Source organism: Rothia sp. HMSC069D01, from assembly GCF_001810135.1.
In the GTDB taxonomy this organism is placed as follows: domain Bacteria; phylum Actinomycetota; class Actinomycetes; order Actinomycetales; family Micrococcaceae; genus Rothia.
The window spans coordinates 59,739-85,669 of record NZ_KV800076.1 but is presented as its reverse complement, the minus strand read 5'-3'; the positions used below and the strand labels follow the sequence as shown (position 1 = coordinate 85,669).

Annotated in this window: 20 protein-coding genes; 12 read left to right on the top strand and 8 right to left on the bottom strand. The window is 59.1% G+C overall.

From position 1 onward, the window contains the following. Window positions 1–145: 145 nt before the first annotated feature. The 3 genes from HMPREF2710_RS00405 to HMPREF2710_RS00395 all read left to right on the top strand — a co-directional run bounded on the left by HMPREF2710_RS00405 (window position 146) and on the right by HMPREF2710_RS00395 (window position 4,394). The gene (locus HMPREF2710_RS00405; protein ID WP_070598972.1) at window positions 146–1,189 is read left to right on the top strand and encodes an o-succinylbenzoate synthase; all 1,044 of its coding nucleotides are present in this window, start codon (window positions 146–148) and stop codon (window positions 1,187–1,189) included. 78 nt (window positions 1,190–1,267) lie between these two features. Then, the gene (gene menD / locus HMPREF2710_RS00400; RefSeq protein WP_070598969.1) at window positions 1,268–3,097 is read left to right on the top strand and encodes a 2-succinyl-5-enolpyruvyl-6-hydroxy-3-cyclohexene-1-carboxylic-acid synthase; all 1,830 of its coding nucleotides are present in this window, start codon (window positions 1,268–1,270) and stop codon (window positions 3,095–3,097) included. A gap of 277 nt (window positions 3,098–3,374) precedes the next feature. Beyond that, window positions 3,375–4,394: a glycosyltransferase gene (locus HMPREF2710_RS00395; RefSeq protein ID WP_070598966.1), complete on the top strand. Its 1,020-nt coding sequence runs from the start codon at window positions 3,375–3,377 to the stop codon at window positions 4,392–4,394. 108 nt (window positions 4,395–4,502) lie between these two features. Here HMPREF2710_RS00395 and HMPREF2710_RS00390 read toward each other — a convergent pair whose 3' ends face one another. Continuing rightward, on the bottom strand, window positions 4,503–5,411 hold the full coding sequence (locus HMPREF2710_RS00390) for an MBL fold metallo-hydrolase (RefSeq protein WP_070598963.1): 909 nt from the start codon (window positions 5,409–5,411) through the stop codon (window positions 4,503–4,505). A gap of 277 nt (window positions 5,412–5,688) precedes the next feature. Here HMPREF2710_RS00390 and gluQRS point away from each other — a divergent pair, with 277 nt between their 5' ends. The 6 genes from gluQRS (at window position 5,689) to HMPREF2710_RS00360 (ending at window position 12,824) form a co-directional block, all read left to right on the top strand. Further along, window positions 5,689–6,717, top strand: a complete 1,029-nt coding sequence (gene gluQRS, locus HMPREF2710_RS00385) for a tRNA glutamyl-Q(34) synthetase GluQRS (RefSeq protein WP_049349151.1) — start codon at window positions 5,689–5,691, stop codon at window positions 6,715–6,717. Between the two features lie 381 nt (window positions 6,718–7,098). Further along, on the top strand, window positions 7,099–8,586 hold the full coding sequence (putP, locus tag HMPREF2710_RS00380; RefSeq protein ID WP_049341036.1) for a sodium/proline symporter PutP: 1,488 nt from the start codon (window positions 7,099–7,101) through the stop codon (window positions 8,584–8,586). 207 nt (window positions 8,587–8,793) lie between these two features. Then, window positions 8,794–9,747: a 1,4-dihydroxy-2-naphthoyl-CoA synthase gene (locus HMPREF2710_RS00375; protein WP_049343219.1), complete on the top strand. Its 954-nt coding sequence runs from the start codon at window positions 8,794–8,796 to the stop codon at window positions 9,745–9,747. Window positions 9,748–9,917: 170 nt separating this feature from the next. After that, window positions 9,918–11,282, top strand: a complete 1,365-nt coding sequence (locus HMPREF2710_RS00370) for an AMP-binding protein (RefSeq protein ID WP_070598960.1) — start codon at window positions 9,918–9,920, stop codon at window positions 11,280–11,282. 126 nt (window positions 11,283–11,408) lie between these two features. After that, window positions 11,409–12,323: a 1,4-dihydroxy-2-naphthoate polyprenyltransferase gene (locus tag HMPREF2710_RS00365; RefSeq protein WP_005504756.1), complete on the top strand. Its 915-nt coding sequence runs from the start codon at window positions 11,409–11,411 to the stop codon at window positions 12,321–12,323. 102 nt (window positions 12,324–12,425) lie between these two features. Beyond that, complete coding sequence (locus tag HMPREF2710_RS00360; RefSeq protein WP_070598957.1) at window positions 12,426–12,824, top strand: PLD nuclease N-terminal domain-containing protein; 399 nt, start codon at window positions 12,426–12,428, stop codon at window positions 12,822–12,824. Window positions 12,825–12,974: 150 nt separating this feature from the next. On the opposite strand, the gene HMPREF2710_RS00355 is transcribed toward HMPREF2710_RS00360, so the two are convergent. The 4 genes from HMPREF2710_RS00355 to HMPREF2710_RS00345 form a co-directional block, all read right to left on the bottom strand. After that, complete coding sequence (locus HMPREF2710_RS00355; protein ID WP_070598954.1) at window positions 12,975–13,664, bottom strand: histidine phosphatase family protein; 690 nt, start codon at window positions 13,662–13,664, stop codon at window positions 12,975–12,977. Window positions 13,665–13,822: 158 nt separating this feature from the next. Further along, entirely contained in the window at window positions 13,823–13,921 is a 99-nt protein-coding gene (locus HMPREF2710_RS09200; protein WP_005504750.1) for a 30S ribosomal protein bS22, read from the bottom strand. Between the two features lie 263 nt (window positions 13,922–14,184). Next, window positions 14,185–16,278, bottom strand: a complete 2,094-nt coding sequence (locus HMPREF2710_RS00350; RefSeq protein ID WP_070598951.1) for a FadR/GntR family transcriptional regulator — start codon at window positions 16,276–16,278, stop codon at window positions 14,185–14,187. Window positions 16,279–16,372: 94 nt separating this feature from the next. Next, entirely contained in the window at window positions 16,373–17,779 is a 1,407-nt protein-coding gene (locus tag HMPREF2710_RS00345) for a metalloregulator ArsR/SmtB family transcription factor (RefSeq protein ID WP_070598948.1), read from the bottom strand. Window positions 17,780–18,200: 421 nt separating this feature from the next. Between HMPREF2710_RS00345 and HMPREF2710_RS00340 the strand changes: the two genes are divergently transcribed. Next, the gene (locus HMPREF2710_RS00340) at window positions 18,201–19,820 is read left to right on the top strand and encodes a TrkH family potassium uptake protein (protein ID WP_070507065.1); all 1,620 of its coding nucleotides are present in this window, start codon (window positions 18,201–18,203) and stop codon (window positions 19,818–19,820) included. Then, on the top strand, window positions 19,813–20,475 hold the full coding sequence (locus HMPREF2710_RS00335) for a potassium channel family protein (protein ID WP_005504725.1): 663 nt from the start codon (window positions 19,813–19,815) through the stop codon (window positions 20,473–20,475). The genes HMPREF2710_RS00340 and HMPREF2710_RS00335 overlap by 8 nt, the downstream gene beginning before the upstream one ends. Window positions 20,476–20,650: 175 nt before the next feature. Here the strand turns inward: HMPREF2710_RS00335 and proC are convergent, their stop codons facing one another. Further along, window positions 20,651–21,496: a pyrroline-5-carboxylate reductase gene (gene proC, locus HMPREF2710_RS00330; protein ID WP_070598945.1), complete on the bottom strand. Its 846-nt coding sequence runs from the start codon at window positions 21,494–21,496 to the stop codon at window positions 20,651–20,653. 344 nt (window positions 21,497–21,840) lie between these two features. Here proC and HMPREF2710_RS00325 point away from each other — a divergent pair, with 344 nt between their 5' ends. Beyond that, a complete protein-coding gene (locus HMPREF2710_RS00325; protein ID WP_070598942.1) occupies window positions 21,841–23,250 on the top strand; it encodes a chloride channel protein in 1,410 nt (469 codons plus the stop codon). 76 nt (window positions 23,251–23,326) lie between these two features. On the opposite strand, the gene HMPREF2710_RS09520 is transcribed toward HMPREF2710_RS00325, so the two are convergent. Together HMPREF2710_RS09520 and HMPREF2710_RS00315 are read right to left on the bottom strand one after the other, a co-directional pair. Further along, window positions 23,327–23,875 carry a DUF6609 family protein gene (locus HMPREF2710_RS09520; RefSeq protein ID WP_070593828.1) on the bottom strand — a complete coding sequence of 183 codons (549 nt, stop codon included), beginning with the start codon at window positions 23,873–23,875 and terminating at the stop codon, window positions 23,327–23,329. 374 nt (window positions 23,876–24,249) lie between these two features. Next, window positions 24,250–25,842: a hypothetical protein gene (locus HMPREF2710_RS00315; RefSeq protein WP_070598940.1), complete on the bottom strand. Its 1,593-nt coding sequence runs from the start codon at window positions 25,840–25,842 to the stop codon at window positions 24,250–24,252. Window positions 25,843–25,931 lie beyond the last annotated feature (89 nt).

Genomic DNA, 25,931 nt, shown 5'->3' with positions numbered 1-25,931 from the left:
AGCTATGAAAAACTAAAGTTTTTTCGACCACAACCTGAGAGTTTCCAGAGAATGCGTGACAGGGTGCGAGCGCACCCACCCGCCCCCGGAATGTTATGGTGAGCTCATAGCGCATCACAGAAGGGCAGATACCTTGAACACCAGTATGAGCGTGCCGCCTCTCGGCTACGGTTTTCACCTCACGAACACTCCCCTGCCGCCGCTACAGGAGGTTCTGGAGAACCTGTTCACGGTCGAAATTCCGATGACGGTCACCTTCCGTGGGGTCAATAGCCGCCAGAGCGCGCTGATTTGCGGCCCGTACGGCTGGGGCGAGTTCGCGCCCTTCCTCGAGTACGGTCCGCAGGAGTCTGCGGCGTGGCTTGCCTGCGCGCTAGAGGCGGCATGGTTGCCTGCCCCAGAGCCGGTGCGTACGCGCATCCCGCTGAACGCGACCCTGCCCGCGGTGCCCGCCGAGCGTGTGCCGGAGGTGCTCGCCAAGTACGAGGGTGAGATTCAGGAACTGAAAATCAAGGTGGCGGAGAAGGGTCAAAGCCTCGCCGACGATATTGCGCGGGTAGCAGCCGCTCGCGAGGCGCTCCCGAATGCGCGTCTGAAGGTGGACGCGAACATGGGCTACACCCTCGCCGGTGCCCTTGATGCGCTGCGCAAGCTCTGCGAGTACGGCATTATCTACGCAGAGCAGCCCGTGGCATCCATTGAGGATATGGCTGCGCTCCGCTTTGCCATTGCTAAGGAGGGGCTGCCCGCCCGCATTGCCGCCGACGAATCGATTCGCAAGGCGGAAGACCCGCTGAAGGTGGCTCGCGCGAACGCCGCGGACCTGATGGTTATTAAGGCGGCGCCGCTGGGCGGTGTACGCCGTGCGCTCGCGCTGGTGGAGCAGGCGCAGCTTCCGGCGGTAGTTTCTTCTGCGCTGGAGTCTTCGGTGGGCATTGCCACCGGTGCCTCTCTGGCGGCCTCTCTACCGACTTTGAGGTACGGGTGCGGTCTGGGCACGGTCTCCCTCATGGCTGAGGACGTCACCGATGAGCCGCTCATCGCCCGCGACGGGTTCATGGACCTGCGCGCCATCACCCCCAGCCCGCAGCGCCTGGAGCGTCTTGCCACCGATGAGCAGACCCGCCAGTGGTGGGTGGAGCGCGTCACCGCCTGCTACCGGGTACTGGAACGCGCCTGCGGACTGTGAAGACTGCAGTTATCAAGGTCGCGCCCGTGAAGGGTAACCATAACTGAATGAAAAACCTTACGGCATTAGAATGGTACGGTGACTGAAAACCGCTCAACCCCCGCCATGCTCACCGCAGTATCCGTGCTCGATTCGCTGATTCGTGCCGGCATGCGGCATGTTGTCGTGTCTCCGGGTTCCCGCAGCGCACCTCTTGCGTACGCTATTGCCGCCGCCGCTGAAGCCGGCGCCCTCATTGCGCACGTGCGCGTGGACGAGCGAAGTGCAGCCTTTACCGCCCTGGGTATTGCCAAGGCATCCGGTCAGCCCGTGGGTCTGGTGTGCACCTCCGGTACGGCGCTGGGCGAGTACATGCCCGCCGTCATGGAGGCGTACCACGCCGGTGTGCCCCTGGCGGTGCTGAGCGCTGACCGCCCGGAGCGTCTGCGCGGTAGCGGCGTGAATCAGACGACCCGCCAGGCGAGTTTCTTCTATCCTTTTGTGCGTGCTGAAGCTGATCTGACCTCCTACCCCGAGCAGGTGGAGGGCGAGCAGACTCAGGCCTTTGCCGCATGCCTGAATGCGCTGACCGGTCGTAGCGCCGAACACTGGCGCAAGCAGTCGGCGGAGCCGATTGGCCCGGTGCACCTGAACATTTGTTTCGATACGCCGCTGACTCCCTCTGGCCGTTTTGCGCAGATGCTGCCGCAGTGGGCGCAGAGCCTGCTGGAGGATTACGACCCGCAGGCTGAGGGCCGTGCCCGCGCCGCCCGCGCTGAAGGTTCCGGGCTCTCCAGTGCTGAGCAGCGTTGGCTTCTGGATTCCCTGGAGGCGCAGGCGGACCTGGCGGAGTTCACCCCGGCGCACCGCACCGTGGTGGTTGCCGCTGACGGTGCCGGCGAGTTTGCGGCGGAGTTCGCGCGCGTGCTGAACCTGCCGCTGTTTGCGGAGCCTTCCTCCGAGGCGCGCCACGGCGTAACCTCCATTCCTCACTACCCGCAGCTGCTCGGCGATGCGTCCTTCAAGCCCGCCGCGCAGATTGAGCGTGTGGTGCTCTTCGGCCACCCGACGCTTTCGCGCCCGATTACGGCGCTGCTGGAACGCGAAGATATTCAGTGCGCGTTCTACGCCCCGCGCCGCGCCAGCTGGTACGAGCCGGGCGCTCGCTCCTTCGTGGAGCTGTCGACCCCGCACGAGCTCACCGAGTTTGCGTGCGCATCCTCTGCTGCCGCTGATGAGCTGGTGGACGAGCTGAGCTGGCTAGAGCAGTGGGTTGAGCCCGCCCGCGAGCTGCAGGATGAGTGCCTGCGCGCCATCGCCGCCTACGAACATCCCGGTGCTGAGAGCACGGTTGACTACACCGATTACCGCAACCGCACCGCTGGCCGCTCCTACGCCCGCCGCGTCTGGCAGGATGCGGTGGCTCAGCGCCGCCTCATGGTGCTGGGTTCTTCAAACCTGGTGCGTGATTTGGATGCGGCAGCCCCCGCCCTGGGCGAGCCCGCCCCCGCGCGCGTGTTTGCTAATCGCGGTCTTGCCGGTATTGACGGGACGATTGCGACCGCTATTGGTGTGTCTCTGTCTGGCTACTATCCTGCCGGTGTGGATGAGAACTCCCGCCCGGTCATTGGTGGTGCCGCCCTGCCGGTGACCCTGCTGTGCGGTGACCTGACCTTCCAGCACGATGTGTCCTCGCTGAACCTGCCGAATACTGAGCTTCTGCCCGAACTGCGCGTTGAGGTCTTTGACGATGCCGGCGGCGGTATTTTCACGACCCTTGAACACGGTGATATGGCTCGTCAGGAGCAGTTCACTGCGGCTGTGGATCGTTTCTTCACGGTGGCTGCCGCCCCGAATACTGATTTGGCGCGCATGGCTGCCGGGTTTGGCACCGAATCGGGCGTTGAGGTGCGCATTCACACACCCTAAAGCTGTTTCTAAAGGCTGCAGGCTAAGCCCCGTGCGCAGGGTTGACCGATATACTGAAAACTACCTGTGCCATAGCCTTCCGTGGCTGAACGCTAGCCGGTCGTAGCGGTTTCACTCGCCGCTGCATTCGCGTTTTTTGCGCGCCTGCTGACGTAAGGCACCCTATCTATCATTTATTGACATTCACGCTCTTGCCGCTGATGCACACCGCCCGCGACCCGAGGTTTTACCCCGGTGAGCCCGGTGCATGCGGCGGACGTCGCTCCCAAGGATTCTCATGAGCTCACTCGATATTATTGTTGCTGTCCCCTCCGGAGCCGGTTGGGTTCCCGTACACGCCATGGCGGAGCTTCTCGCCCGTTACACCGGCGGTACCGTACACACCGTGGATGTGGGCGCATCCCTCAGCAAGGAAACGAAGCTTCTGGCGCGTCTGCCCCGCCTCAAGGGCGGTTCCAATCGTTGCCTGGTGATTGCTTCTGATCCCGGTCAGCTGTACGCCATTTCGCAACGTTCCTTCGCCTTCCGTCGCTACGGCGCGATTTATGGCTGGGTGATTGATAGCTTCTGGGATGACCGTATTCCCGCGGTGGCTAAGTCCTCCACCTACGACCGTATTTTCGTTGCGGACGTTGACGACGTTCAGCCCTGGACCGCTGCGGGCGTGAAGGCCCCCGGCGTTCTGCCCTGGGGTGCGGATGTTTGGAGCAAGTTCAGCGACCGTCTGGCGGCGCTGGAGTCGAAGAGCACCGACCTGCTGCGCGTGAGCCGTCAGCCCGCCGCCTACGAAGATGACGAGGCGACTGCCGCCCTCGCCGCGGAGCTGGGTCTGAGCTTTGAGGGCCGCCCGCCCTTCGGTGCAAATGACCGCGAGTCGGCTCAGCACCTGCAGAATTCTCTGAACCGCGCGAAGTTCCTGCTGGCGTTCTCCACTTCGGTCAGCCCGGCGCCGTACACTCACCCGACCAAGGAGTACATCACCGGTCGTTGGACCGACGCCCTGGCTTCGGGCGTGACCGTGGTCGGCAAGGTTCCGAACACCACCACCGTACGTGAAATCCTTTGGGATGGCGCGACCATCGACATTGATCACGCGGATGCACGCGCGGGCCTCGCGCAGGTTGCCGATGCGGTCTCCCGCTGGACCCCCGCGCAGGGTGAGCAGCAGATTCGTCAGGCTCTGCAGCACCTGGATTGGCGTCACCGTTTCGTGCAGCTTTGCGAGGCAATGGGTGAAGTCCCGGCTTCTTTGGCGGCTGATTGCGAGGCAATGCGCGCCCAGTACGTTCAGCGCTAAATACGTGCCCTAAGGTTATGGGTATATAAAAGGTGAGGGCTGGTTTCTATCATAGAAACCAGCCCTCACCTGCATTTATGCCCCATGAGGCATATTGCATACGGGGTTTTAGTACGAAGCCTGACCCAGAGTAATTGGACCCGTGAAACCACTGGTGTCCGGGTAATCCGCTTCGAGATATGCCGCTACCGGTGCACCTTCAAGCTGAGCCAAACGATCCAGCAGGAAGCGAGTAGCACCCGGCGCATACGGCAGCTTATACATTGCCGCGGTCGTCGCCTCATCATCACGATCCAAAGTGGAGGAGCGAATCGACTCAATAGCGGTCACCATGGTGTTACGTTCACGCTCCACGAAGGTGCGGTCTACCGGCTCACCGTTACCGGGCACAAACACGCGGTAACGATCAAATTCGAGCACGGCACCAAGAGTGTCAATCCAACGGTCGGGGAAGGAATCCTCGAAGTAGGGGTCGGTACCCTCTTCAATCAGACCACCCATGAAGAGCACATCTTCAATACCGACCAGAATGTCACCATCGGTGTGGCCGGGACCCATGTACATGAGGGTTGCGCTACGCTCACCCAGATCAATGGGGGTGAAGGTAATGCCGTCACCGCTATTGGCGACCAGGCGGTTGGGGACAATAATATTGGTGGCTGCACCCTGATGGTGCGCCATTTCCGGTTCGAGCGTCTCGACGTAGGGACGCTGCGCCTCACCGTATTTACGAATTGCGCGCGCGGCGCGAGGATGCGCCCAGAATTCTTCGGCACCCATTGCCGCGAAAACATCGTTACCGAAGAAACGCTCATAGTGACCGTGAGTGTTTACGACGGTGATAGGAAGGCGCGTGAGACGGCGAACCTCATCATAGATTTCGGTTGCCTGACGGGGACCTGCGCCGGTATCCACGACAAGTGCCCGTTCCAGTCCGAGGACCAGTCCGGTGTTCAGTCGGTAGTTGTCGGTCGCAATACGGTACACGCCGTCTGCGAGTTCAATAGTACGAGCCATAGATACAACCCTACTGTAATTTTTGGCGACTGAGGGGCTATTCGGGCTTCTGGAGAACATATTTTTGCACTATTGCACGCTTCTAAGGGGATGAAAGTGCATCATTCTGCATAATTCAGCCTCTACGGACAGCTAATACGTGATGCTTGACAACCTCCACAGATTGATTAGCCGGGTGGCGCGTTCCCCCAGCTAGTCCAGCGCCGGTTAGGATTCATTGAGGAGCCGCTGAGACTCTGAGCAGGAACCAGAAATTCGCGCCCTATAGGATAGGAGTATGACTTCTTCCTCTAGCCCTTCCTCTGCTCAGCCTGTAACTCAGCCGTTCCCCAGCGGCACCGGACGCTACGCCCCCTCCCCCTCGGGTGATTTGCACCTGGGTAATTTGCGTACCGCCATTTTGGCATGGGCTATGGCGCGCCGCGGCGGCAAGCCCTTCTACCTGCGCGTGGAGGATTTGGATCGCGTGCGCCCGGGCGCGGCGGAACGCCAGATTGCTGACTTGGCGACTCTGGGCCTGGATTGGGATGCGAGCCCCGGCACCTCGACGGAGCGTATTGAGGGTAGCGAAAGCACCGAGGGCAAGGAGGCAGGGGTGCTGTATCAGAGCACGCGCCTTGCCGCCTATGAGCAGGCGGTTCAGCACCTACGAGAGGCGGGCCTCGTGTACGAGTGTTACTGCACCCGCCGCGAAATTCAGGAGGCGTCGAGCGCCCCGCACGGTGCACCGGGCGCCTACCCGGGTACTTGCCGCGACCTAAGCGAGGACCAGCGGGAGGAGCGCCGCACCCAGCGTCCGCCGGCTCTGCGTCTGCGTGCCGAGTGCACGAACTACACGGTACAGGATGATTTTTACGGCACCTACACCGGCCTGGTGGATGATTTTGTGCTGGTGCGCAATGACGGAACCTACGCCTACAACCTGACCTCCGTGGTGGATGATGCCTTTGTGGGCGTTGAGCAGATTGTGCGCGGCGATGATCTGTTGCCTTCTGCGCCCCGCCAGTCGTATTTGGCGCAGCTTTTGGGTTTGACGCAGCCGCGTTACGCGCATGTGCCGCTGGCGCTGAACGAGGAGGGCAAGCGCCTGGCGAAGCGTGACGGTGCGGTGACTCTGCCGCAGTTGCGTGAGGCGGGCGTTGAAATCCCTACGATTTTGGGGTGGATTGCCGCATCTATTCCGGTGTATAACGCCGATGGCTCCACCCATTCGGCGGATGTTCCGGTGCCCAATGCGGCAGCGATTTTGGAGCGTTTTGATCCGGCTCGTATGGCTACTGAACCATGGGTTGTGAGGGATCTCTAAGCCTCTGTGACATTGTCGTGTAACAGTTCAACACTCCGAACGGCTTTTAAATTTTTCGTTTAATTCGTTTTAGATGCATATGCCATTGAGCGTTTGCGTTGCTTTTCAACTACATATCTTTCACTCAAGTGCCCGAAACCCTGAAATTCAAGGATTTTTCGGGCACTTTTTCGCACACGCTCCCACAATGACCCACGTGTACGACCATGGATTTTACACAGAAAATACATATTTATTCCATAGATCCTCACCCCTAAGCGTCAAATAGACTTTATTTTCAGTCCTTCAAAGCCTAGACTGTATCCTATGCCACTCATAAAGTTATGGGGTAGCGCATAAATACACACAGGCGCACACTACCACCAGGAGAGAAGGAACATTATGGCCGCGAGTACATACCAGGTCATCGCGCTGGCGATTTATTTTGTTGCCATGATCGCAATCGGCCTATGGGCAAATAGCAAGAACAACAGCCTCGACGACTATGTGCTGGGCGGGCGTCAGCTCTCCCCCACCGTCGCCGCACTCTCAGCGGGCGCCTCCGACATGTCCGGTTGGCTCCTCATGGGTCTGCCCGGCGCCGTCTACCTCAGCGGCCTCTCCCAGGCATGGCTCGCCGTCGGCCTGACCATCGGCGCATGGTGCAACTGGACGTTCGTGGCACCGCGACTGCGTAGCTACACCGAAGTAGCAGGCGACGCAGTGACCGTCCCAGTCTTCCTGAGCAACCGCCTCCATGACACCAAGCGCGTGCTGCGCATCGTCTCCGGTGTCGTGATTCTGGTATTCTTCACCTTCTACGTCTCCTCCGGTATGGTGTCCGGCGGTCTGTTCTTCAAGTCCTCCTTCGGTCAGGAATACCACACCGGTATGCTCCTGTTGGCAGGCATTACCGTGTTCTACACCTTCTTCGGCGGCTTCATGGGCGCGTCCTACACCGACATGGTTCAGGGTCTGCTCATGCTCGCAGCACTGATTGCCGTTCCGGTCGTCACCATCATTGACCTCGGCGGCGTGGGCCCCGTGGTTGAGTCCATCAGCCAGGTACGCCCCGACGCACTGAGCATCTTCGCGGGTACCACCTTCGCCGGTATTGTTTCATCCCTCGCATGGGGTCTGGGCTACTTCGGTCAGCCGCACATTATTGTGCGATTCATGGCAATGCGCACCCCCGCGGACGCTAAGTCTGGCCGCCGCATCGGCATCAGCTGGATGGTTCTGACCGTGTTCGGCGCACTGAGCGGCGCGTTCATGGGTATCGCATACTTTGCACGCCACCCCGAGGCGTCCCTCACCAACCCGGAAACCGCTGAGTCGGTCTTCCTGGACCTCGCCCAGATTCTGTTCCACCCCCTCATTGCGGGCCTAATTCTGGCTGCGGTTCTGGCGGCAATTATGTCCACCCTCTCCTCGCAGCTGATTGTGTGCTCCTCCGCTCTGGTGGAGGACCTCTACGGCATCTTCTCCTCGAAGAAGCTCAGCGCCGGCAAGTCCCTGTGGCTCGGCCGTGCAGGCGTGGCAATCGTGGCGCTGGTCGCCGGTGCCCTGGCATGGAACCCCAACAGCTCCATTCTGCAGCTGGTCGCATTCGCTTGGGCTGGCTTCGGTTCGGCATTCGGCCCGACCGTTCTGCTCTCCCTCTACTGGCGTAAGCTGACCACCCAGGGTGCACTGGCCTCCATGATTACCGGCGCCGTTGTGGCATTCGCATGGGGCCAGAGCCCCATGAAGTCTGTGCTCTACGAAATGGTTCCCGGCTTCGCTTCGGCGCTGCTTGTCGCCATCGTGGTTTCGCTCATGACCTACAAGAAGAACGACGCCATTGACGAAGAGTTCGACCGCGCGGTTGAACTCGCCAAGGTCAAGTAAAGAGTCTCTTCCCCAAGGCTCGGGCCGCACACACGCGGTCCGGGCCTTGGTCTGTTTATAGGGTCTTAACCTGCCAAGATACAGGTATGAGCGCAAGGACAGAGACCCTTCCCCACGCATCATATTCTGCTATTGGAATATTATGCCGAGCGTGCTTCGTTCCCCGGCCTCGACGAGCCGCACCGCGGGCACCGTAAAATAGGGTCTATGACTGCACAACTTCCCGAAAAGGTCTCGGACATCTTCAACCCCGCCGACTGGCGCGTCGTTGAGGGCTTCGAGGACTTCACCGACATCACCTACCACCGCCAGGTTGAGCGCGACGAAAACGGTGAGATTCTGCGCGATCTGCCCACCGTGCGCATCGCCTTCGACCGCCCCGAGGTGCGCAACGCATTCCGCCCGCACACCGTGGACGAGCTCTACCGCGCCCTCGACCACGCCCGCATGACCTCTAACGTGGGCACCGTACTGCTCACCGGCAACGGCCCCTCCCCCAAGGACGGTGGCTGGGCATTCTGCTCCGGCGGCGACCAGCGCATCCGCGGTCGCGACGGCTACCACTACGCCAGCGGCGACACCGCAGAAAGCATCGACCCGGCACGCGCAGGCCGACTGCACATCCTGGAAGTGCAGCGCCTCATCCGCACCATGCCCAAGGTCGTTATCGCCCTCGTCTCCGGCTGGGCTGCAGGCGGCGGCCACTCCCTGCACGTAGTTGCTGACCTGACCATCGCCTCCGAAGAGTACGGCAAGTTCAAGCAGACCGACGCAACCGTCGGCTCCTTCGATGCGGGTTACGGTTCGGCGCTGCTCGCACGCCAGGTGGGTCAGAAGTTCGCCCGCGAAATCTTCTTCCTCGCCAAGGAATACGACGCACAGCGCATGTACGAAATGGGCGCAGTCAACGACGTCGTTCCCCACGCAGAGCTCGAGAACAAGGGCCTGGAATACGCGGCGCACATTGCTCGCCAGTCCCCGCAGGCAATCCGCATGCTCAAGTACGCCTTCAACCTGCCCGACGACGGCATGCTCGGCCAGCAGGTCTTCGCTGGTGAGGCAACCCGCATGGCATACATGACCGACGAGGCTGTGGAGGGCCGCGACGCGTTCTTGCAGAAGCGTGACCCGGACTGGTCCAACTACCCCTACTACTTCTAAGAGACAGCCCCTTCTACAGAAGTAGTTTCAGATGCATAGGCTCGGAGCCGGATTCAACCCTGAGAACCTCAGCTAAGAATCCGGCTCCGGCGCATTTGATGCCGCACCGGCATATGACACCGGCGCATGACAGCACGCAGCCGCTACAAACAGCCGCTAAGGATTTAGCCATGATGAACACCCCCGTACCCGGGCTCATGCCCTCCCCCGCCCCGCAGGAGGTTGCCCTGCATCCGCAGGCGGTACAGGTGCGTGCCGATCAGCCCGCCGACCCTCACGCCATGCTGGGCGCCTTTGAGCAACTACTGGGCGGGTACGCGGCGGATGCGGGTGCGGCTGCGGAGCCTATCGCGCTGGTGGTGGGCACCTCCGGATCCACCGGAACCCCCAAACGCACCGCACTGACCGCGCGAGCTCTTGCCGCCAGTGCGGCAGCCACCGAGCAGTTCTTCGGCTCAAACTCCGATGCAGCATCGCAGTGGCTCCTGGCTCTTCCGGCGCACTATATTGCCGGCGCGCAGGTGCTCGCCCGCTCCGTACTCGCCGGGACCGCCCCGGTCATCGCCCGCTCCGTCATTGAGCCCGTGCACTTTAGCCCCGAGGTTTTTCTGCAGGCGGTTGAGCGAATGAGCTCGGCACGCAGGTTTATTTCCCTGGTACCGACCCAGCTACATAAGCTCCTTGAAAGCGCGGACGCCGATTCGCACCTGGGCGCTGATATTCACGAGGCGCTCAGCTCCTTCACCGGAATCCTGCTCGGAGGCGCCCCCGCCAGCGCCGACCTGCTCGCCGCCGCCACCGCCCTGGGGCTGAACACGGTGACCACCTACGGTAGCGCCGAAACCGCTGGCGGATGCGTCTACTCCGGCTCCGTACTGCCCGGCGTGCAGGTTAAACTCGTCCCCGAAGAAGGTATGCCCGCCGTGCCGGATATTGAGGGGAAGTCGGCGATTGAAGAGTCTGTGCAGGTGGGCCGTATTTGGATCAGCGGCGCGCACCTCGCCAGCGGCTACATTGGCGACGCCGCCCGCACCGCCGAGCACTTCTTCACCGCCGCCGACGGCACCCGCTGGTACCGCACCGACGACTACGGGCTGCTGAGCTCTGCAGCAGCTCCCAACAGCAACAAGAGTTGTAGCGAGCAACGCCTGCAAGCGCTCGGACGTAGCGACGACGTCCTCATTAGCGGAGGCGTAAAAATCTCCGCCCGCGCCGTAGCGACCGTCCTCGAAGAGCACCCCTCCGTACGCGAAGCCTGCGTAGTCGGCCTATCCGATGCCCGCTGGGGCACAGCCATCGCCGCCGCGGTCACGCTCGTACCTTCTGCCGGTGCCGCGGCTACATCTACCGAGAATCGCCCCGCCCTGAACGAAGAACTCTGCGCCCTACTGCGTGCCCACTGCGCCGAAAAGCTCGGTGCCCCCGCCGCACCCAAGCAGCTGAGCATCCTGCCGGATTTCCCGCTCACCAGCACCGGCAAGCCGGACCGCGCAGAAATATACAGTATCCTGGACAGAGACTACCGTCAGGGCTAAAGCAAGCTCATCCGCGGGTTTTCACCCCGCACACGCACCCGCCCGCATGCCCTGACCGTCACCGTCACAACCCGTCTCATCACAAAACCCACGCATCATACGCACATAGACCCGGAAGGAACCCCCGTGGCAACTGCCGCCCAATGGATTGAAGGCGCTCGCCTGCGCACCCTGCCGCTCGCCGTCGCCCCCATTATTGCCGGCTCAGCTGCCGCCTACGAGATCAACGAATTCAAGCCGCTCTACGCGTTCTTGGCGTTCCTCGTCGCGTTCTTCCTGCAGGTCGGCGTGAACTACGCCAACGACTACTCCGACGGCATCAAAGGCACCGACGAAGACCGCGTGGGTCCGCTACGCCTCGTTGGTTCCGGCGTGGCAAGCCCCCGCTCCGTCAAGTACGCCGCCTTCGCCTGCTTCGGCCTAGCGATGCTTGCCGGTCTTGCCCTGGTGGCTCTGGCGAACCAGTGGTGGTTCCTGGCGATTGGCGCCTCCAGCGTCTTCGCGGCGTGGGGCTACACCGGCGGCAAGCACCCCTACGGCTACATGGGCCTGGGCGACGTGTTCGTCTTCGTCTACTTTGGTCTGGTTGCGACCCTGGGCACCCTCTACACGCAGGCACACACCCTGACCCTGCTCGGCTGGGTTGGTGCTATCGGCATTGGTCTGATTTCCTGTGCGCTGCTCATGGCGAATAACGTGCGTGACATTCCCACCGACATTGAGGCGGGCAAGCTGACCATGGCGGTCCGCCTGGGCGAACGCTGGTCGCGCATCACCTACATCGTGGAGATGGCGCTGGCACTGGGCCTGGGCGTGCTCCTGCTCGACGAGAACCCCTGGTTCCTGCTGATCTTCCTGCTGGTCGGCCCGACCATCCACTCCTGCGTGACCGTGTGGACGCGCGGCGGCCGCGACCTGATTCCCGTGCTCAAGCAGGCGGGTATTGTGGCGCTCGTGTACTCCGTGATTCTTGCCCTCGCCGTGTGGCTGGGTTCGTTGGACATTATTAGCCACGAGGTTCAGGTGTTCACCGGCTACTAAGCCGACGTACGATTCTGCGCCGGATTGCCGCGCCATTACGCCGCTAGCGGGCACCCGGTTCATAGTTCCGCAATAACGCGGCGGTATGTCATAGTAGTGCTTATGATTCGAGCCATGCTGATTATTGGCGGTGCCGCCCTCATCGTGGGGCTGACCCTCTACACCCTCTTGGACGCCGTCCGCACCCCCGCACACGAGGCGCGAACCCTGCCCAAGTGGCTGTGGGTTCTCGTCACCCTGCTCTTCCCCGTGGTGGGCCCGCTCATGTGGCTTATCCTGGGCCGCCCCAAGGCACAGCCCGCAGCAGGTGCTCCTCGACCCGGCTTCGGTCAGCGACGCAGCACCCCGGCGCCCTCGGTATCTTCCCCCGACGATGATGAAGAGTACCTGCGCTGGCTCAAAGCAAAGGCAGAACGCGAACGCCGCAGCCGCGAGGCAGAATCCCAGACCAAGCAGGACCCCGAGGACAACACTCCTGGTCAAAGCAGCGGGCAGAACTAGTCAGGACAGCTAGGTTTGCAGCTCCTGCGCCCCTCAAGGTTTACAGCAAGAGGCTGTGAGCGCATCCGTAACGGACGGGCTCACAGCCTCTTACTATGCTCAAAAACAGCTTCAGGAACTAGCTACCGGATGTTTTAGCTACCGGGTTTGTTAGCTACCGGGCAGCTGAATCACGCCACCGTACAGCGGCGCCGCAGGCTCCGAATACCCCACAAAATGCGGCATCTCATGCTCAAAATCAGTGGTGCTAAACGCCAGAGTCGTAATCGACGCCAGGTTGCACTCACGGGCACGCGGGTCATGCTGCAGCATACGGCCCTCAACGCCCAGGCGAGTAATCCAAATCGGCAGCTGGTGCGACACAATAATCGCCTCCGCACCCTCGCCGCCGCGCTCGTAGGCGGTACGCGCCGCATCCTGAACAGCTGCAGCCATACGGCGAATCTGATCCAGGTACGACTCACCCCAGGAGGGGCGCGCCGGGTTGTACAGCTTCGTCCAGTGACGCGGGTTCCTCAGCAGCTCCTGCGCGTTCACGTGCAGACCCTCAAAGTAGTTATCCGCCTCAATGACGCGCTCATCCGGCTGCGCGGTCAGACCCAGCAGCTCCTCAACCGGGGCGGCAGACTCACGGGTACGCTGCAACGGCGAGCAGACCAGATGCACGAAACGGGCGCCTCGCTCAGCACGAGCCGCGAACTCCTCAGCGCTCAGACGCACCATCTGCTGGCCCTTATCGGACAGACGGTAGCCGGGCAGACGGCCGTACACGATACGCTCGGGGTTGTGCACCTCGCCGTGACGCATGAGGTGAACTTTAATGGTGGAAGTTTCAGTCATAATCCCAGTCTCTCAGATAGCGCGCCGCACCCCAAACAAGTGACCCGCACATACCCTCTACAAATACAAAACCTGGCGTACAAAACCCGGCCCGCCAAAACTGCAGGAACGCGAAAACCCCGCCTCTCCATACGGAGGGCGGGGCGAAAGAAGTCTATTTACTTCTTGTTGCGGCGCTGGTGGCGGGTCTTACGAAGCAGCTTGCGGTGCTTCTTCTTGGACATACGCTTGCGGCGCTTCTTGATAACGGAACCCATAGGATTTCCTCACTTTACTCGTACCCGGCCGAGCCATTCGACTCGGTAGCTACCCGGGGATATTTATACCGGTATAACCGATCCAAAACGCATTTTAGGCACAGAAATACCCTTGCGTTTTAGAGCGCTACCTACCTAGAGTACTAGGTTTACCCCCATTTTCACCATTCGAGAGCGGCTTTTCAGGAGTTTTTCCCTGAATTTCCGCTTTTCCCGCGGGTATATCCGGGGTATATCGGGCCCAAAATGGGGATTCGGTAACCCTAACGGCGCTTCTTCTTCGACTTCTTCGAGCCCTTAGCACGGCCATGAGACAGCACCGAACCGGAAGAAGCTACAGCACCCTCATGAGTGCTCTCCTCAGCAGAGGAGGCGGCCTCCACCGATTCCGCAACCGATTCCTGCGCGGGTTCAGAAGCCTCAGCGGGTTCTTCAACCGGCTCATCTACGGATACCTCTTCAGCGGCCTCTTCCTCAGCCGCCGCATGCAACGCCTTCAAACGCTCAGCACGCTCAGCCTCGGCACGAGCCAGCGCCTCCTCATCAATGACGGGCTGGGGCTCAGGCTGGGACTCGGGCCTCGTTTCAGCCTTCAGAGCCTGCTCCTTCACAGCCTGTTCCTTCTCAGGGCTCTCCTGCGCTTCATCAGGCTCGTACACATCCACGCCAAAGAAACGCTTCATCTTCGAGAAGATGCCGCCGCGCTCCTGCACCGGCTCATCATGCGGAAGCTTCTCGTAGGTGTCGTGAATGGTCGCAGCCGCCTCAAGACGGGTAGGCTCAGCAGGCTGAACGGCGGGCGCCTCCTGGCGTGCAGGGGCACGCAGAACATTCTCAGCCGACTCAGTCTCCGCAGGAGCCGCAGCAGTCACAACAGCCGCAGGACGGGCGGTACGGGCAGGCGCAGTCAGCACCTTGCTACGATCCACCGGCTTAATGATGGTCGCACGCACCGGAGAAATAATCTGACCGCTACGACGACGCGGAGCCGCCGTGGAGGCGCGCAGAACCTTCGCGGGACCCTCAGCCTCTTCCTGCGCGTACGCGGCAGGGACGCTCGGCAGCTGACCGCTGGGGGTCTGGGAGCTGAGGGGCTGGGAAGTGAGAGTCTGGGAGGCCGGCGCCTGGACACCAGATACCGGAGCCGCAGAAGCAGCGGGGGTTACCTGCGCTACCGGGGTGCTGCGGCGCGGGGTACCGAAGCTCAGCGGCACATCCGCGCTCACCGTATGAGCGGTAGGCTGCGCGGGGGCCGCGGCAGGTGCGGGCTGAGACGCAACGGGAATGGAACGTTCCACCTTGTCAGAAGCAGAAATATTCGCACCAGTTGCAGTCTCGGCAGAGGTATCAGTCGGCTCGGAGGGAATCTCAGATGCCGCCTCCTCAACGTAGGCAACCTCAACGTGGGCAGCCTCGGATTCAGACTGCTCATACTCCACGTCAGCAGACTGCGCAGACACCGCGACAGAAACCGGAGCAGGAACCTGAGCCGGCTTAACCGGCGCCGCAACAGGAGCATCCGCGGCAGAAAGTGCCCCCACATCAGCGAAGGACGGGTCATCCTGCATCAAATCATCAAAGTCATCAGCGGCGAACTCATCCACATCAACCGGCGCGAACTCAGACGCAATCGGCTCGCCCGGCAGGCCATTCGCCGAGGTCGCCTCCTGCTCCAGGTCAATACCGGCATCGGAATACATGCCGCGCAGCTGACCAATCACCATGGCACGCGCAGTCGCAGCGTCGCCAGCCTTCAGAGCCTCCGCAATAGCGCGACTCTCAGCACGCAAACGCTCCACAGCGCTACTCCACAGCGGCATACGGCCCACCAGCGACAGCATCGACTCAAAGCTAGGCTGACGCACCGACGCGAGCAGACCCACCAGCAGCTCGTTACCACCGCAACGCATCACCTGGTGGTGGAACGTCAACAGAAGCTCCAGGAAGTCACAAATCGACAGATCGAAATCTTCCATCTGCTCCAGGACCTCGTCCATCTCCGCGAAGGAGGCGGTCTTCGGGTCAATACGCGCAATCGCCCAGCTTTCCAGCAGAATACGAGTCTGCACCAGGTCACGAGTCGGATAACGCGAGCTGGACATGTGCAGGCGCAGAGCGGCACTCGCGGCAGCGGCAGGCTCATCACTCAGGTGTACCAGCATTTCCTTGCCGCGACCGTTGTACAGCTGCACCAGATCCATATCTTCCAGGGTGCGCAGAGCCTCGCGAGTGCGGGAACGACCCACACCAATAGCGCGTGCAATCTCGCTATCGCTGGGCAGGTCCTGACCCAGCTGAATATTGCCCTCGAACAGTTCGTTCTCGAGCCAGCGCAGAATTTTACGATGAATAGCCACGTGAATGCGTCTTTCGGTTAAAAGTGAGTGAGTGTGTGTTTTACAGAGAGTTAATGCCGGAAGTGATCGGCAGGGCAGACCCTAGCCGCCCGTCTTAGCGGCGGCGGCCACGCAGGAAGCCGAAGAGGCCACCGCGGTGGGCGTCCTTCACCTCGGTACTGGTCGTCTCAGTGCTGGGGCGGTACACCGAATCGTAAGCGGGCATGGTCTGATACTCGGGCTCCTCAGCGGAGGTTTCAGCCTTAGCAGGCTCACCCTCGACAGGCTCATCATTGGTGGGCTCATCATTGGTGAGCTCATCATTGGTGAGCTCATCATTGGCAGGCTCGACCTTACCGAGTTCAGCCTTCTCAGTAGCTTCTGCAGGCGAAGCTACTTCCTCAGCAGATTCAGCCTTCACGGGCTCTTCTGCCGCGGCTTCATCCACTACGTTCTTCTCAATCACAGACTTTTCAGCTGCAGAATCCTCAGCTGCAAATTCCTTGCGGGTTGCTTCTTCCTTGACGGACTCAGCGGGTGCAACAGGCTTCTCAGCTGCGCCCTTTTCGTCGGTAGCCTTTTCCTCGGCGATCTTTTCAAGCACAACAGCCTCGGGGATCACAGCGATAGGCTGAATCGAGCCACCCACAACCGCAGCGGGGTCGATGCCATAAGGCACCACAGCCGCAGGCTGAGGGAATACCACCGGCTTCTGCGCTACAACAGGCTTAGCCTCAGCAGGTGCCGCAGGGGTAGTGGGCTGAGCGGGGGTTGCCGACGCCGCGGGGGTCACCCCAGCATCGTAACCGTAGGATGCGGGAGTGAAGGGGCGCATCGGGGTGCTATCCACTGCCTCTTCCTGCGAGGTGGGCTCAGCAGCGGTCTTCTCAACAGTCGATTCGGAGGCGGCACTTTCAGCAGCCTGCTCCGCCGGGCGCGAGTAAATACGTGCGCTCGGGGTCAGGTACTGGGCGCGGGCGCGCTGAATGCGTGCCTGCTCGATTTCCTCGGGGGTGGGTGCCTCAACGGTGAGAGTTTCAGAGTCGGTCGCCTCGGGCTTCTCCGCGGTTGCGCTCTTCTCGGATGCAGCCGGTGCAGTTGCGGCGGGTGCAAGCTTCTGAGCGGGTTCTTCGACTGCGGGCTTCGGAGCGCTCTTTTCGAAGGTCTTCTCGACCGGCTTCTCAGCCGTCGCCTTATCGGAGGCAGATACAGTCACGCCACCGGGCAGTGCCACGGGTGCGTGCGCCTCATTGGACTGGCGTGCAATCTGAACGGTCTCGTTAATCCACTCGGTCACGGTGGCGAATACATCCGGGTTCAGGGAGTAGAGGCGGCGCTGCCCCTCCACGGTCACGGAGACCACATCTGCATCGCGAAGGACTTTCAGGTGCTTCGAAATGGTCGGCTGGCTCATGCCCAGCTTTTCAACCACTGCGCCCACCGTGTGGGTTTGCTCAGCGAGAATACGCACAATTCGGCGGCGAGTCGGATCCGCGATGACAGAAAAAACATCAGAATGCATATAGCGATTATGACATATAAAGTGGCGCCTCAAGCTTAGAATGAGGGTGATACAGAAATTACCTTCAAAAATTCTGAAAGACTACTGAGTGCTAGCTCAATATGGAGCACTGAAGGGGAGAAAAGCATGAAGTGCCTATCACATCTCATGGTGGTTTCCTGTATCTCATCCTAGGCATATGCGACCCAGCAAACCCCTCAATACTTATATAACCAATACAGAATATATAGTTTTCGTGGCTCCACCCCACAAAACCAGCCACACGTCTTCTCCAAGCTCACATATTTACCCCCGAACCACCAGAGCCTCAACCCCCTCAGCGGGCACCCGGCGCGATACACTAGAAGGCGTTAAACACAGGCTCAAACCGCCGCCCAACACATCAACACACCAACACCCAGACACCCACTGAAGGAGGCGCATGGGACGCATACTCCGCCGCACCCGGCGCCGACACCACCACCCCCAGGGCCAGCTCAACCGCCGCTGGGACACCCTCAGCGGTGCCACCTCCGAACCGCAAAAGCAGCAGGTTCGCCGAAGCCGCCGCGACCGCCTCGAAGCTGAAAAGCTCAGCATCCTCACCAGCGTGCCCGGCATCGATCTTGACCGTCTGCCTACCCTACGTGACCACGAAGACCCCAAGACTCAGCGCAAACGAACCCCACTAGAGTTCAACCAGAAGACTCTCGAACGCTTCCGCGACTTCATTGATTCCTCAGTTCTGGCGTCTCCCTCACGCACCGCAATCGGTGCCTTCTTTCTAGTCATCATCTTCTTCACCATCATGCTGTCCCTGCCGATTTCTTCGGCAGACGGGCAGCGCGTCGCGCTACACCACGCGGTCTTCACCTCAACCAGCGCGGTCACCGTGACCGGTCTGACCACCGTCTCCACAGCAGATCAGTGGTCAACCTTCGGTCAGGCAATGATTCTTCTCGCCTGCCAGGTGGGTGGCCTGGGCACGCTGACCATCACCTCCCTGCTGGCGCTGGCTATCGGCCGCAAAATGGGTCTGCGCACCAAACTCATCGCCCAGGAAGACCTGAATATTAGCCGACTCGGCGAGGTCGGCGGCATCGTCAAAGCGGTGGCGTACGCGTCTTTCTCCATCGAAGCGTTCATTGCAATGCTCCTCACCCCACGATTCCTCGCGCTCGGTGAAGCACCACACGAGGCCCTGTGGCACGGCATTTTCTACGCCGTCTCTGCCTTCAACAACGCCGGATTCACCCCGCACTCAGACGGTATCGTGCCCTACGGCCACGATCTCTTCCTGCTCGTGCCCATCTGCATCGCGGTGTTCCTCGGCTCGCTCGGCTTCCCCGTGTTCATTGCGATTCAGCGCAACCCCTTCCGCCCCTCACACTGGCAGCTCACCGCAAAACTGACCATGGTCACCACCCTCTTCTTCTTCGGTTTTGGTGCCTTCTTCTGGGGTCTTTTCGAATGGAATAACCCCGCAACCATCGGTTCCTACTCTCCCGGCGATAAAATCCTCAACGCCATCTTCGCCTCCGTGATGATGCGTTCAGGCGGGTTCAACCTGGTCGATATGAGTAGCATTACGCCCGTCTCCACCTTGCTGACGGACACGCTCATGTTCATTGGTGGCGGCTCCGGCTCGACCGCAGGCGGCGTGAAGGTCACCACCATCGCGGTCATTGCCCTGTCGATTCTTGCCGAGGCGCGAGGTGATCAGAAGGTCGTAGCGTTCAATCGCACCATCCCCGAATCCTCCCTGCGCATTGCCATCTCTGTGATTGTTATGGGTGCTACCGTGGTAGCTGTTGGCGCCGCATCGATTCTTATCATCAGCGGCGCAGATCTCAAAGAAGTCATCTTCGAGGTCATCTCCGCCTTCGCGACCTGCGGCCTCTCGAACGGCCTCTCCGCCAGCCTACCTCCGGCAGGCGTATACGTGCTCAGCGGCCTGATGCTCATTGGCCGTGTGGGCACCACAACCGCCGCGACCGGCCTGGCGCTGCGTTCACGCCGCCGCCTCTACAAGTTCCCCGAAGAAAGGCCCACCATTGGCTAGTGCACATAACGCCCCCGTCCTCGTGATTGGTCTGGGACGCTTCGGCTCCGCGGTGGCGGCCCAGCTGCGCCTGCAGAACAAGGAGGTCCTTGCTATTGAGAAGGACCCCGAGCTGGTGCAGAAGTGGTCCGGCGTGCTGACCCACGTGGTCTCTGCGGATGCGACCGATATCGACACCCTGCACCAGTTGGGTGCGGACGATTTCGGGTCCGCTGTGGTGGGTGTGGGCACCTCCGTTGAGGCGTCCGTGCTGATTACCGCGAACCTCGTGGACATTGGTGTGGAGCGTATTTGGGCGAAGGCTATCACCCCGGCGCACGGCAAGATTCTGGAGCGTATTGGCGCGCACCACGTGGTCTACCCGGAGGCGGACGCCGGCCGCCGCGCCGCACACCTGGTCTCGGGTCGACTGCTGGATTACATTGAGTTTGATGACGACTTCGCGATTGCGAAGATGCGCCCGCCGAAGGAAACCCACGGTTTCACTCTGGCGGAGTCGGATATCCGATCCAAGTACGGTGTGTCCGTGGTCGGTATTAAGTCCCCCGGTGAGGATTTCACCTACGCGGATGCGACCACCCGCATTCACTCGCGTGACATTCTGATCGTGTCCGGTCAGGTGGATCTGATCGAGCGTTTTGCGGCGCGACCCTAAGAGAGCTTTTCCTCGCCTGTTGCTTTTGAACAGCCCGCGATTGAGGAACCCGCAAATAGACATAGAAAAACAGCCTCTTCCCGTTCTGTCGGGAGGAGGCTGTTTTTCTGTAGTTTCACCTAGTCAGAGGGATGCTACCAGACGGTATTAGTCTCCGCTGGTTAGTCCCCGCTGATTAGTCCTCGTCAGCGGTGTACAGCTGGCTCATTTCCGCCGAACGTGCCGCACAGGCGCGCATCGCGTCCTCGGTCAGCTGGAAGAGGCCACCGTCCACGAAGGTGTTCAGTGCACGCTCGGTGGTGCCGTTCGGGCTGGTCACGGCGCGGCGCAGGGCGGGCGCATCCGGGTTGGTGTCGAGCAGGAAGCCCGCACCGGCAACGGTTGCGCTGGCAAGCTTGAGGGCGGTGTCTGCGTCCAGGCCGAGCTTCTCACCGGCGGCTGCCATCGCCTCCGCGAGCAGGAACGCGTATGCCGGGCCGGAACCGGAGACGGCGGTGACCGCATCCATCTGGTCTTCGCGAACCTCAACGACCGTGCCGACGGTGCCCAGGACCTCTTCGACGAGCTTCTTCTGCTCGTCCTTCACGGTGTCGGTGGTGGAGATGGCGAGCACGCCCTTGCCCACGGAGGAGGGGGTGTTCGGCATGCAGCGAACAATGGGCTGACCTGCGGGAAGGCACTCGGCGAGGGTTTCGAGGGTCACGCCAGCAGCAACGGACACCACAACAGCATTCGGGGCGAGGGCGGGTGCAATGTCGCGGGCAAGCTCAACGATGCCGTAGGGCTTCACGCCGAGTAGCACGACGTCTGCGTGGGCGGTTGCTTTGTGGTTGCCGTCGGCTTCGCCGCCGGTGGTGATGATTTCGACCTTGTCGCCGAGGCGCTGGGCGAGGGCGGCGCGAGATTCTTCGCTACGCACGGTGGCGCGGATGTGGGCGGGGTCGTGGCCTGCAGCGAGCAAACCTGCGGCGATAGAGCCGTTCATGGAGCCGGTGCCGAGAAAAGCGATAGTTGCGGTCATCGTTGATCCTTCCTAATGGGGTGCCTGCGCCGGGTGCCGGCAGGCGTGCCGCCGGTGTGTTCCGGGGGCTACTGTTCGGCGGGCGCGTGGAGGCGTACCCTTCCAGCATAGCGGGTGCGGCTACGGGCATATGACCTGGCTCGTGTTTCTTCCGCGTTTTCTGGGCAGCGGCTTCACCTCATGCTCCGCGACCCAATGCGCGGGGCTCCGCTTCTCACGTTCTGGCATGCCGGGGAGGGCGTAATTCTGCGGGCGTAGAATGAAAACAGCTTCACCCGCGGCAGTTTGCGCCGGGCATGAAGCCTTCAAACCACACAGCACGCAACACACAAACCCCTTTTTCTATGTCTTCTCATACTGGTTCTTCCTCGAAATCTTCCTCGAATAGCCCGCAGAATCCTGCGGGTTTCCGTTCTTTTTCGTTTCGCCTCCTGCTGGGGCTGACCCTTGCCGCGCTCGTCACGGGCGTGTTCAGCGGCTTGGGCGCGATTGCTCTGCATTATGTTCTGGACTTTATGCAGGAGCTAACTTTCGGTCAGGCTGAGGGGCATCACCCGATGGTGACTGACGGTGCCGATCCGGCGCGTCGTGCCCTGGTTTTGGCGGCGCTGGGTCCGTTCGTGGCGCTGGTGTGGTACTACCTGCAGTCCGGTGGGCGGCGTGTGGTCGGCGTGAAGTCGCAGATTGCCGGTGCTACCGAGGAGAACCGTACCCCGTCGCTGTGGCGGCAGATTTCGCATTCGGTGATTCAGATTGTTGCTGTGGGTGCGGGCTCTCCTGTGGGTAAGGAGGTCGCGCCTCGTGAGCTGGGTGCTTTGGCGGCTGGCCGTACCGCGAACCTGTTGGAGCGTCTTGGTTTTGTGGGCGCTGATGGTGCCCCGCTGTTGGGTGTTCGTGAGCGTAGTCTGCTGGTGGCGGCGGGTGCGGCGTCTGGTTTGGCGGCGGTGTATCAGGTGCCGATTGGTGGCGTGGTGTACCTTGTGGAGGCGATGGCTGTTGGTTTGAGCCTGCGGTCGCTGTATGTGGGTGCGGTGACGGTGTGGACGGCGACGGTCACGGCAAATCTGGTGATTGTCAATGAGCCGACGTACCCGGTGCCGCAGCTTCCGTTGGATGCGACGACGCTGACAGTGGCGGCGCTAACGGGTGTGGTGTTGACTCCGTTGGCGTTGGGTTTTAGGGCGTTGTCGCAGCGTGCGGAGAAGTTGAAGGCGAAGGATCGTTCTCTTCTGTGGCGTATTCCTGTAGCGTTTGCACTGGTCGCGGTGGTTTCGCTGTGGCTTCCGGAGATTCTGGGTAATGGTCGTCTGCTGACTCAGCACACGTTTAATGTGTCGTTGGATGCGGCGGCGGGCGGCCTGACCGCGGCGGCGGCGGCGTATGTGTTGGCGTTGTGTGTGGCGAAGGCTGCGGTGGTGGTGGTGAGTCTGCGTTTCGGTTCTTATGGCGGTACGTTGACACCGGGTTTGGCGTTGGGTGCGGCGGCCGCGTTTAGCGTTGCGGCGCTGGTGCTGTGGGCGTTCCCGGGTTTGGGTGGGGTGCCGGGTGGTGCGTCGATGGTGTTGTATGCGGCGGCGTTGACGGGTACGGCGGCGTTTTTGGGTATTTCGATGAATGCGCCGCTGTCTGCGCTGACTCTGTTGATTGGTTTGACGGGTCAGGGTACGAGTGCGTGGCTGCCGATGGCGGTTGCGGTGGGTACGGCGGTGCTGACCCGCTGGGCGTGGACGCGAGTGTTCGACTCTAAGAAGTAGCTTTCAGAAGTAAGGGGGCGGCCCCGGATGCGTGTGCGTCCGGGGCCGCCCTGTTTTGCTGTGCCGAAGATTTGCCTTACTTTTGTTTTGACGGCTTTGAAAGGAATAGCAGATAGATTCCGAAGAGGAGCTTAATCGCCGCATCGATATATGCAATTACCTCTAACGGGATGCTGGTAAAAATATATCCTGCAAACACGTTAATGGCACAGGCTAGACCCAGATAGATCATTGACTTTCCATGCACAAAATAATAAGGGAAGAAATGCAGTGCGGTTGCCATCAGTGCCCCCAGCCAAATCAATCTCCAATTTTCAGTCGCAAAGAATGGGCCGCCCAGCAAAATCATCAAGACAAATAATAGAATAACGGCACGTGAAGATACTTTCTTTTGAAATTCACTTGAAGGACCATCGGATAGTTTATTCAACACCTTTTTGTTCATGTTGATCGAGAAAAAGCTAATAACATAGCCAATGCTGAATACTTGCATATTTATTATTTGCTTTCCTCCGGCCATGGTGGCTATTGCTATAACCGCCGCCACCACAATTAACCACAGACCGCATGCCCTCTTATAGTTAAATTCTAGCTTTTCATCTTTGTTATAGTTTAGAAAAGTCATCGATACCTCCAATAGTCCCTCGTAAAATTATTTCTCTTGTCGCCGCCGCTACGTTTTATTGTGAAAAATTCTGCCATGCATTAATATGCTCCAACCTTTCTGTCTGCTAGTTACCCTTCTGAAATTGTATCAAGATGGCGATAAAATCCCTTGGAAGTGAAGGGGGCGGAAGTTGTGCCGCAGGTTAGCGTCTTTGGTCGTAGTTAAAAACCATGGCAGAAGACACTAAACCATGACACAAATTCTGCGAGGGTTACAGCTGCCCCATAGCGAGAAGCCACATGTGTTTCCAGAAGCTACGATAATGGTGACTGTTCGAAACACATGTGGCTTCTCAATGTGTAACCTTGCGGAGGGGCGCTACATATAGCCTTTCATTCGTAGACGATTCCATCATGATTTACACTCCGGTTTTTCTTTATGTCAGATTCATCTCCCGACAGTTCCTCATCCGCAGCTTTAGATTCGATAACATGAATTTCAGATTTATAATCTGAATAATATTCATCGATTTTCAGCATCAAACAATAGATATATGCAACAAATAAATATTTAATATTTTGGATATCGTGTTGATTAGAAAAATCAGCGGGAACAAATTTGATCGAATAATCCTTAATCTCTTCTATATAGATAGATTTTACCGCAACTCTTAAGAAAAATGACAACAAATAGACCGCAACACTGAAAACAAAGATAAACATTGCATACAATAAATACAGCTTAGAAACCTCATCTACCAAAATTCCATCTTGGAAAGCACGCCCAAGGAATATAGAAAATCCAATAATCGAGGATGCACCATAGAATAACCGAATAATTAGTTTACCGAGGGTATTCTTAAAAAAGAACCGCAAATGCCACAGATTTTTTTCTTTCCCATCCAGCTGCCTCACATCGATAAGTTGTATATCCTTATGCAAGTAACCAGTGTAAACCCAGCTTATAAGTATCTCAATTACTGAGGGTAGAACAACCGTAGCCAATCCAATCCATATCCCTCGAGGGAATCCCAGAAAAAACAGCGAAATAACAGAGAATGCAACGATAGAAGAAATCCAAAGAATTAAAATCCAGCGCACTTCGCTAAATTTCCTATAACTAATTAGGTTTGTCCTAAATTTAAACCCTGAATAGTTAGAGTCCAAAGCAAATCTGCTAACATACCCCACCGCTGTGCCGTATTTATACCCAAGCTTAAACGGCCTAGAGTTAGACTCCTGATCCTTTTCCCATAGTTCCTGTGCCAGTTTATATTCAACCTCCAGGGACCTAGCATCATCTTCACGAATACGATTAATCTTCCGCAAGAAAGAAGCATTCCGGACGAGAATATCTTTTTCATTTTGCGTCAATAATAGTGCCGAAGATAAGGTAAACCAACCCAGAAAAAGCAGTGACCACAGTGGAACATCTCCATATCTAGATAAATCCATATCCGAAGGTATAATTAATTTACCCCACCCAGGACCATATTTCCAAGATTCGAAAATTTCAGGCGCATACGAAGTTCCCTGAAAATACCCAGCGAATAAGCCATGCCAAAAATTAAGAATAAATACAGCAAAAATAATCCCGCTGACACTTTTAGCAAACCTCCTATATACTGCGCGCTTCGCGTCTCCAGAGATACTATCATCACCATCAGCAAATTTACCGACACTAACATATAAACTCAGAAGAATGCTCGCCAATGAAATAATCATACTTGCGCGAATATCAAAAACAAAGTATGGGATGTTGAAAATATATCCCCACCCTTGAATTGCTCCTTCTGTTGGAGTGACATCCGGTATCGCATCTAAAATCGAATAACAAATTATTCCATATAGATAGAATATTGAAATTCCCAAAAATATCTTCAGAGGTTTTACTACAATATTTTCCCAATGTATTTGTTTCTTCTTTTCTTCGTGTTCTTCACCCCAGGTGTTGTTGACCTCGTCAATAACTTTTTGGATTTTCATCGGTGATTGTTCCTTTCCTACATCTTTGTCGGCGGGATATATGCGTTATATGCGGTGACCCCGCAGGCCGGTGCCCATTACACGCCAGC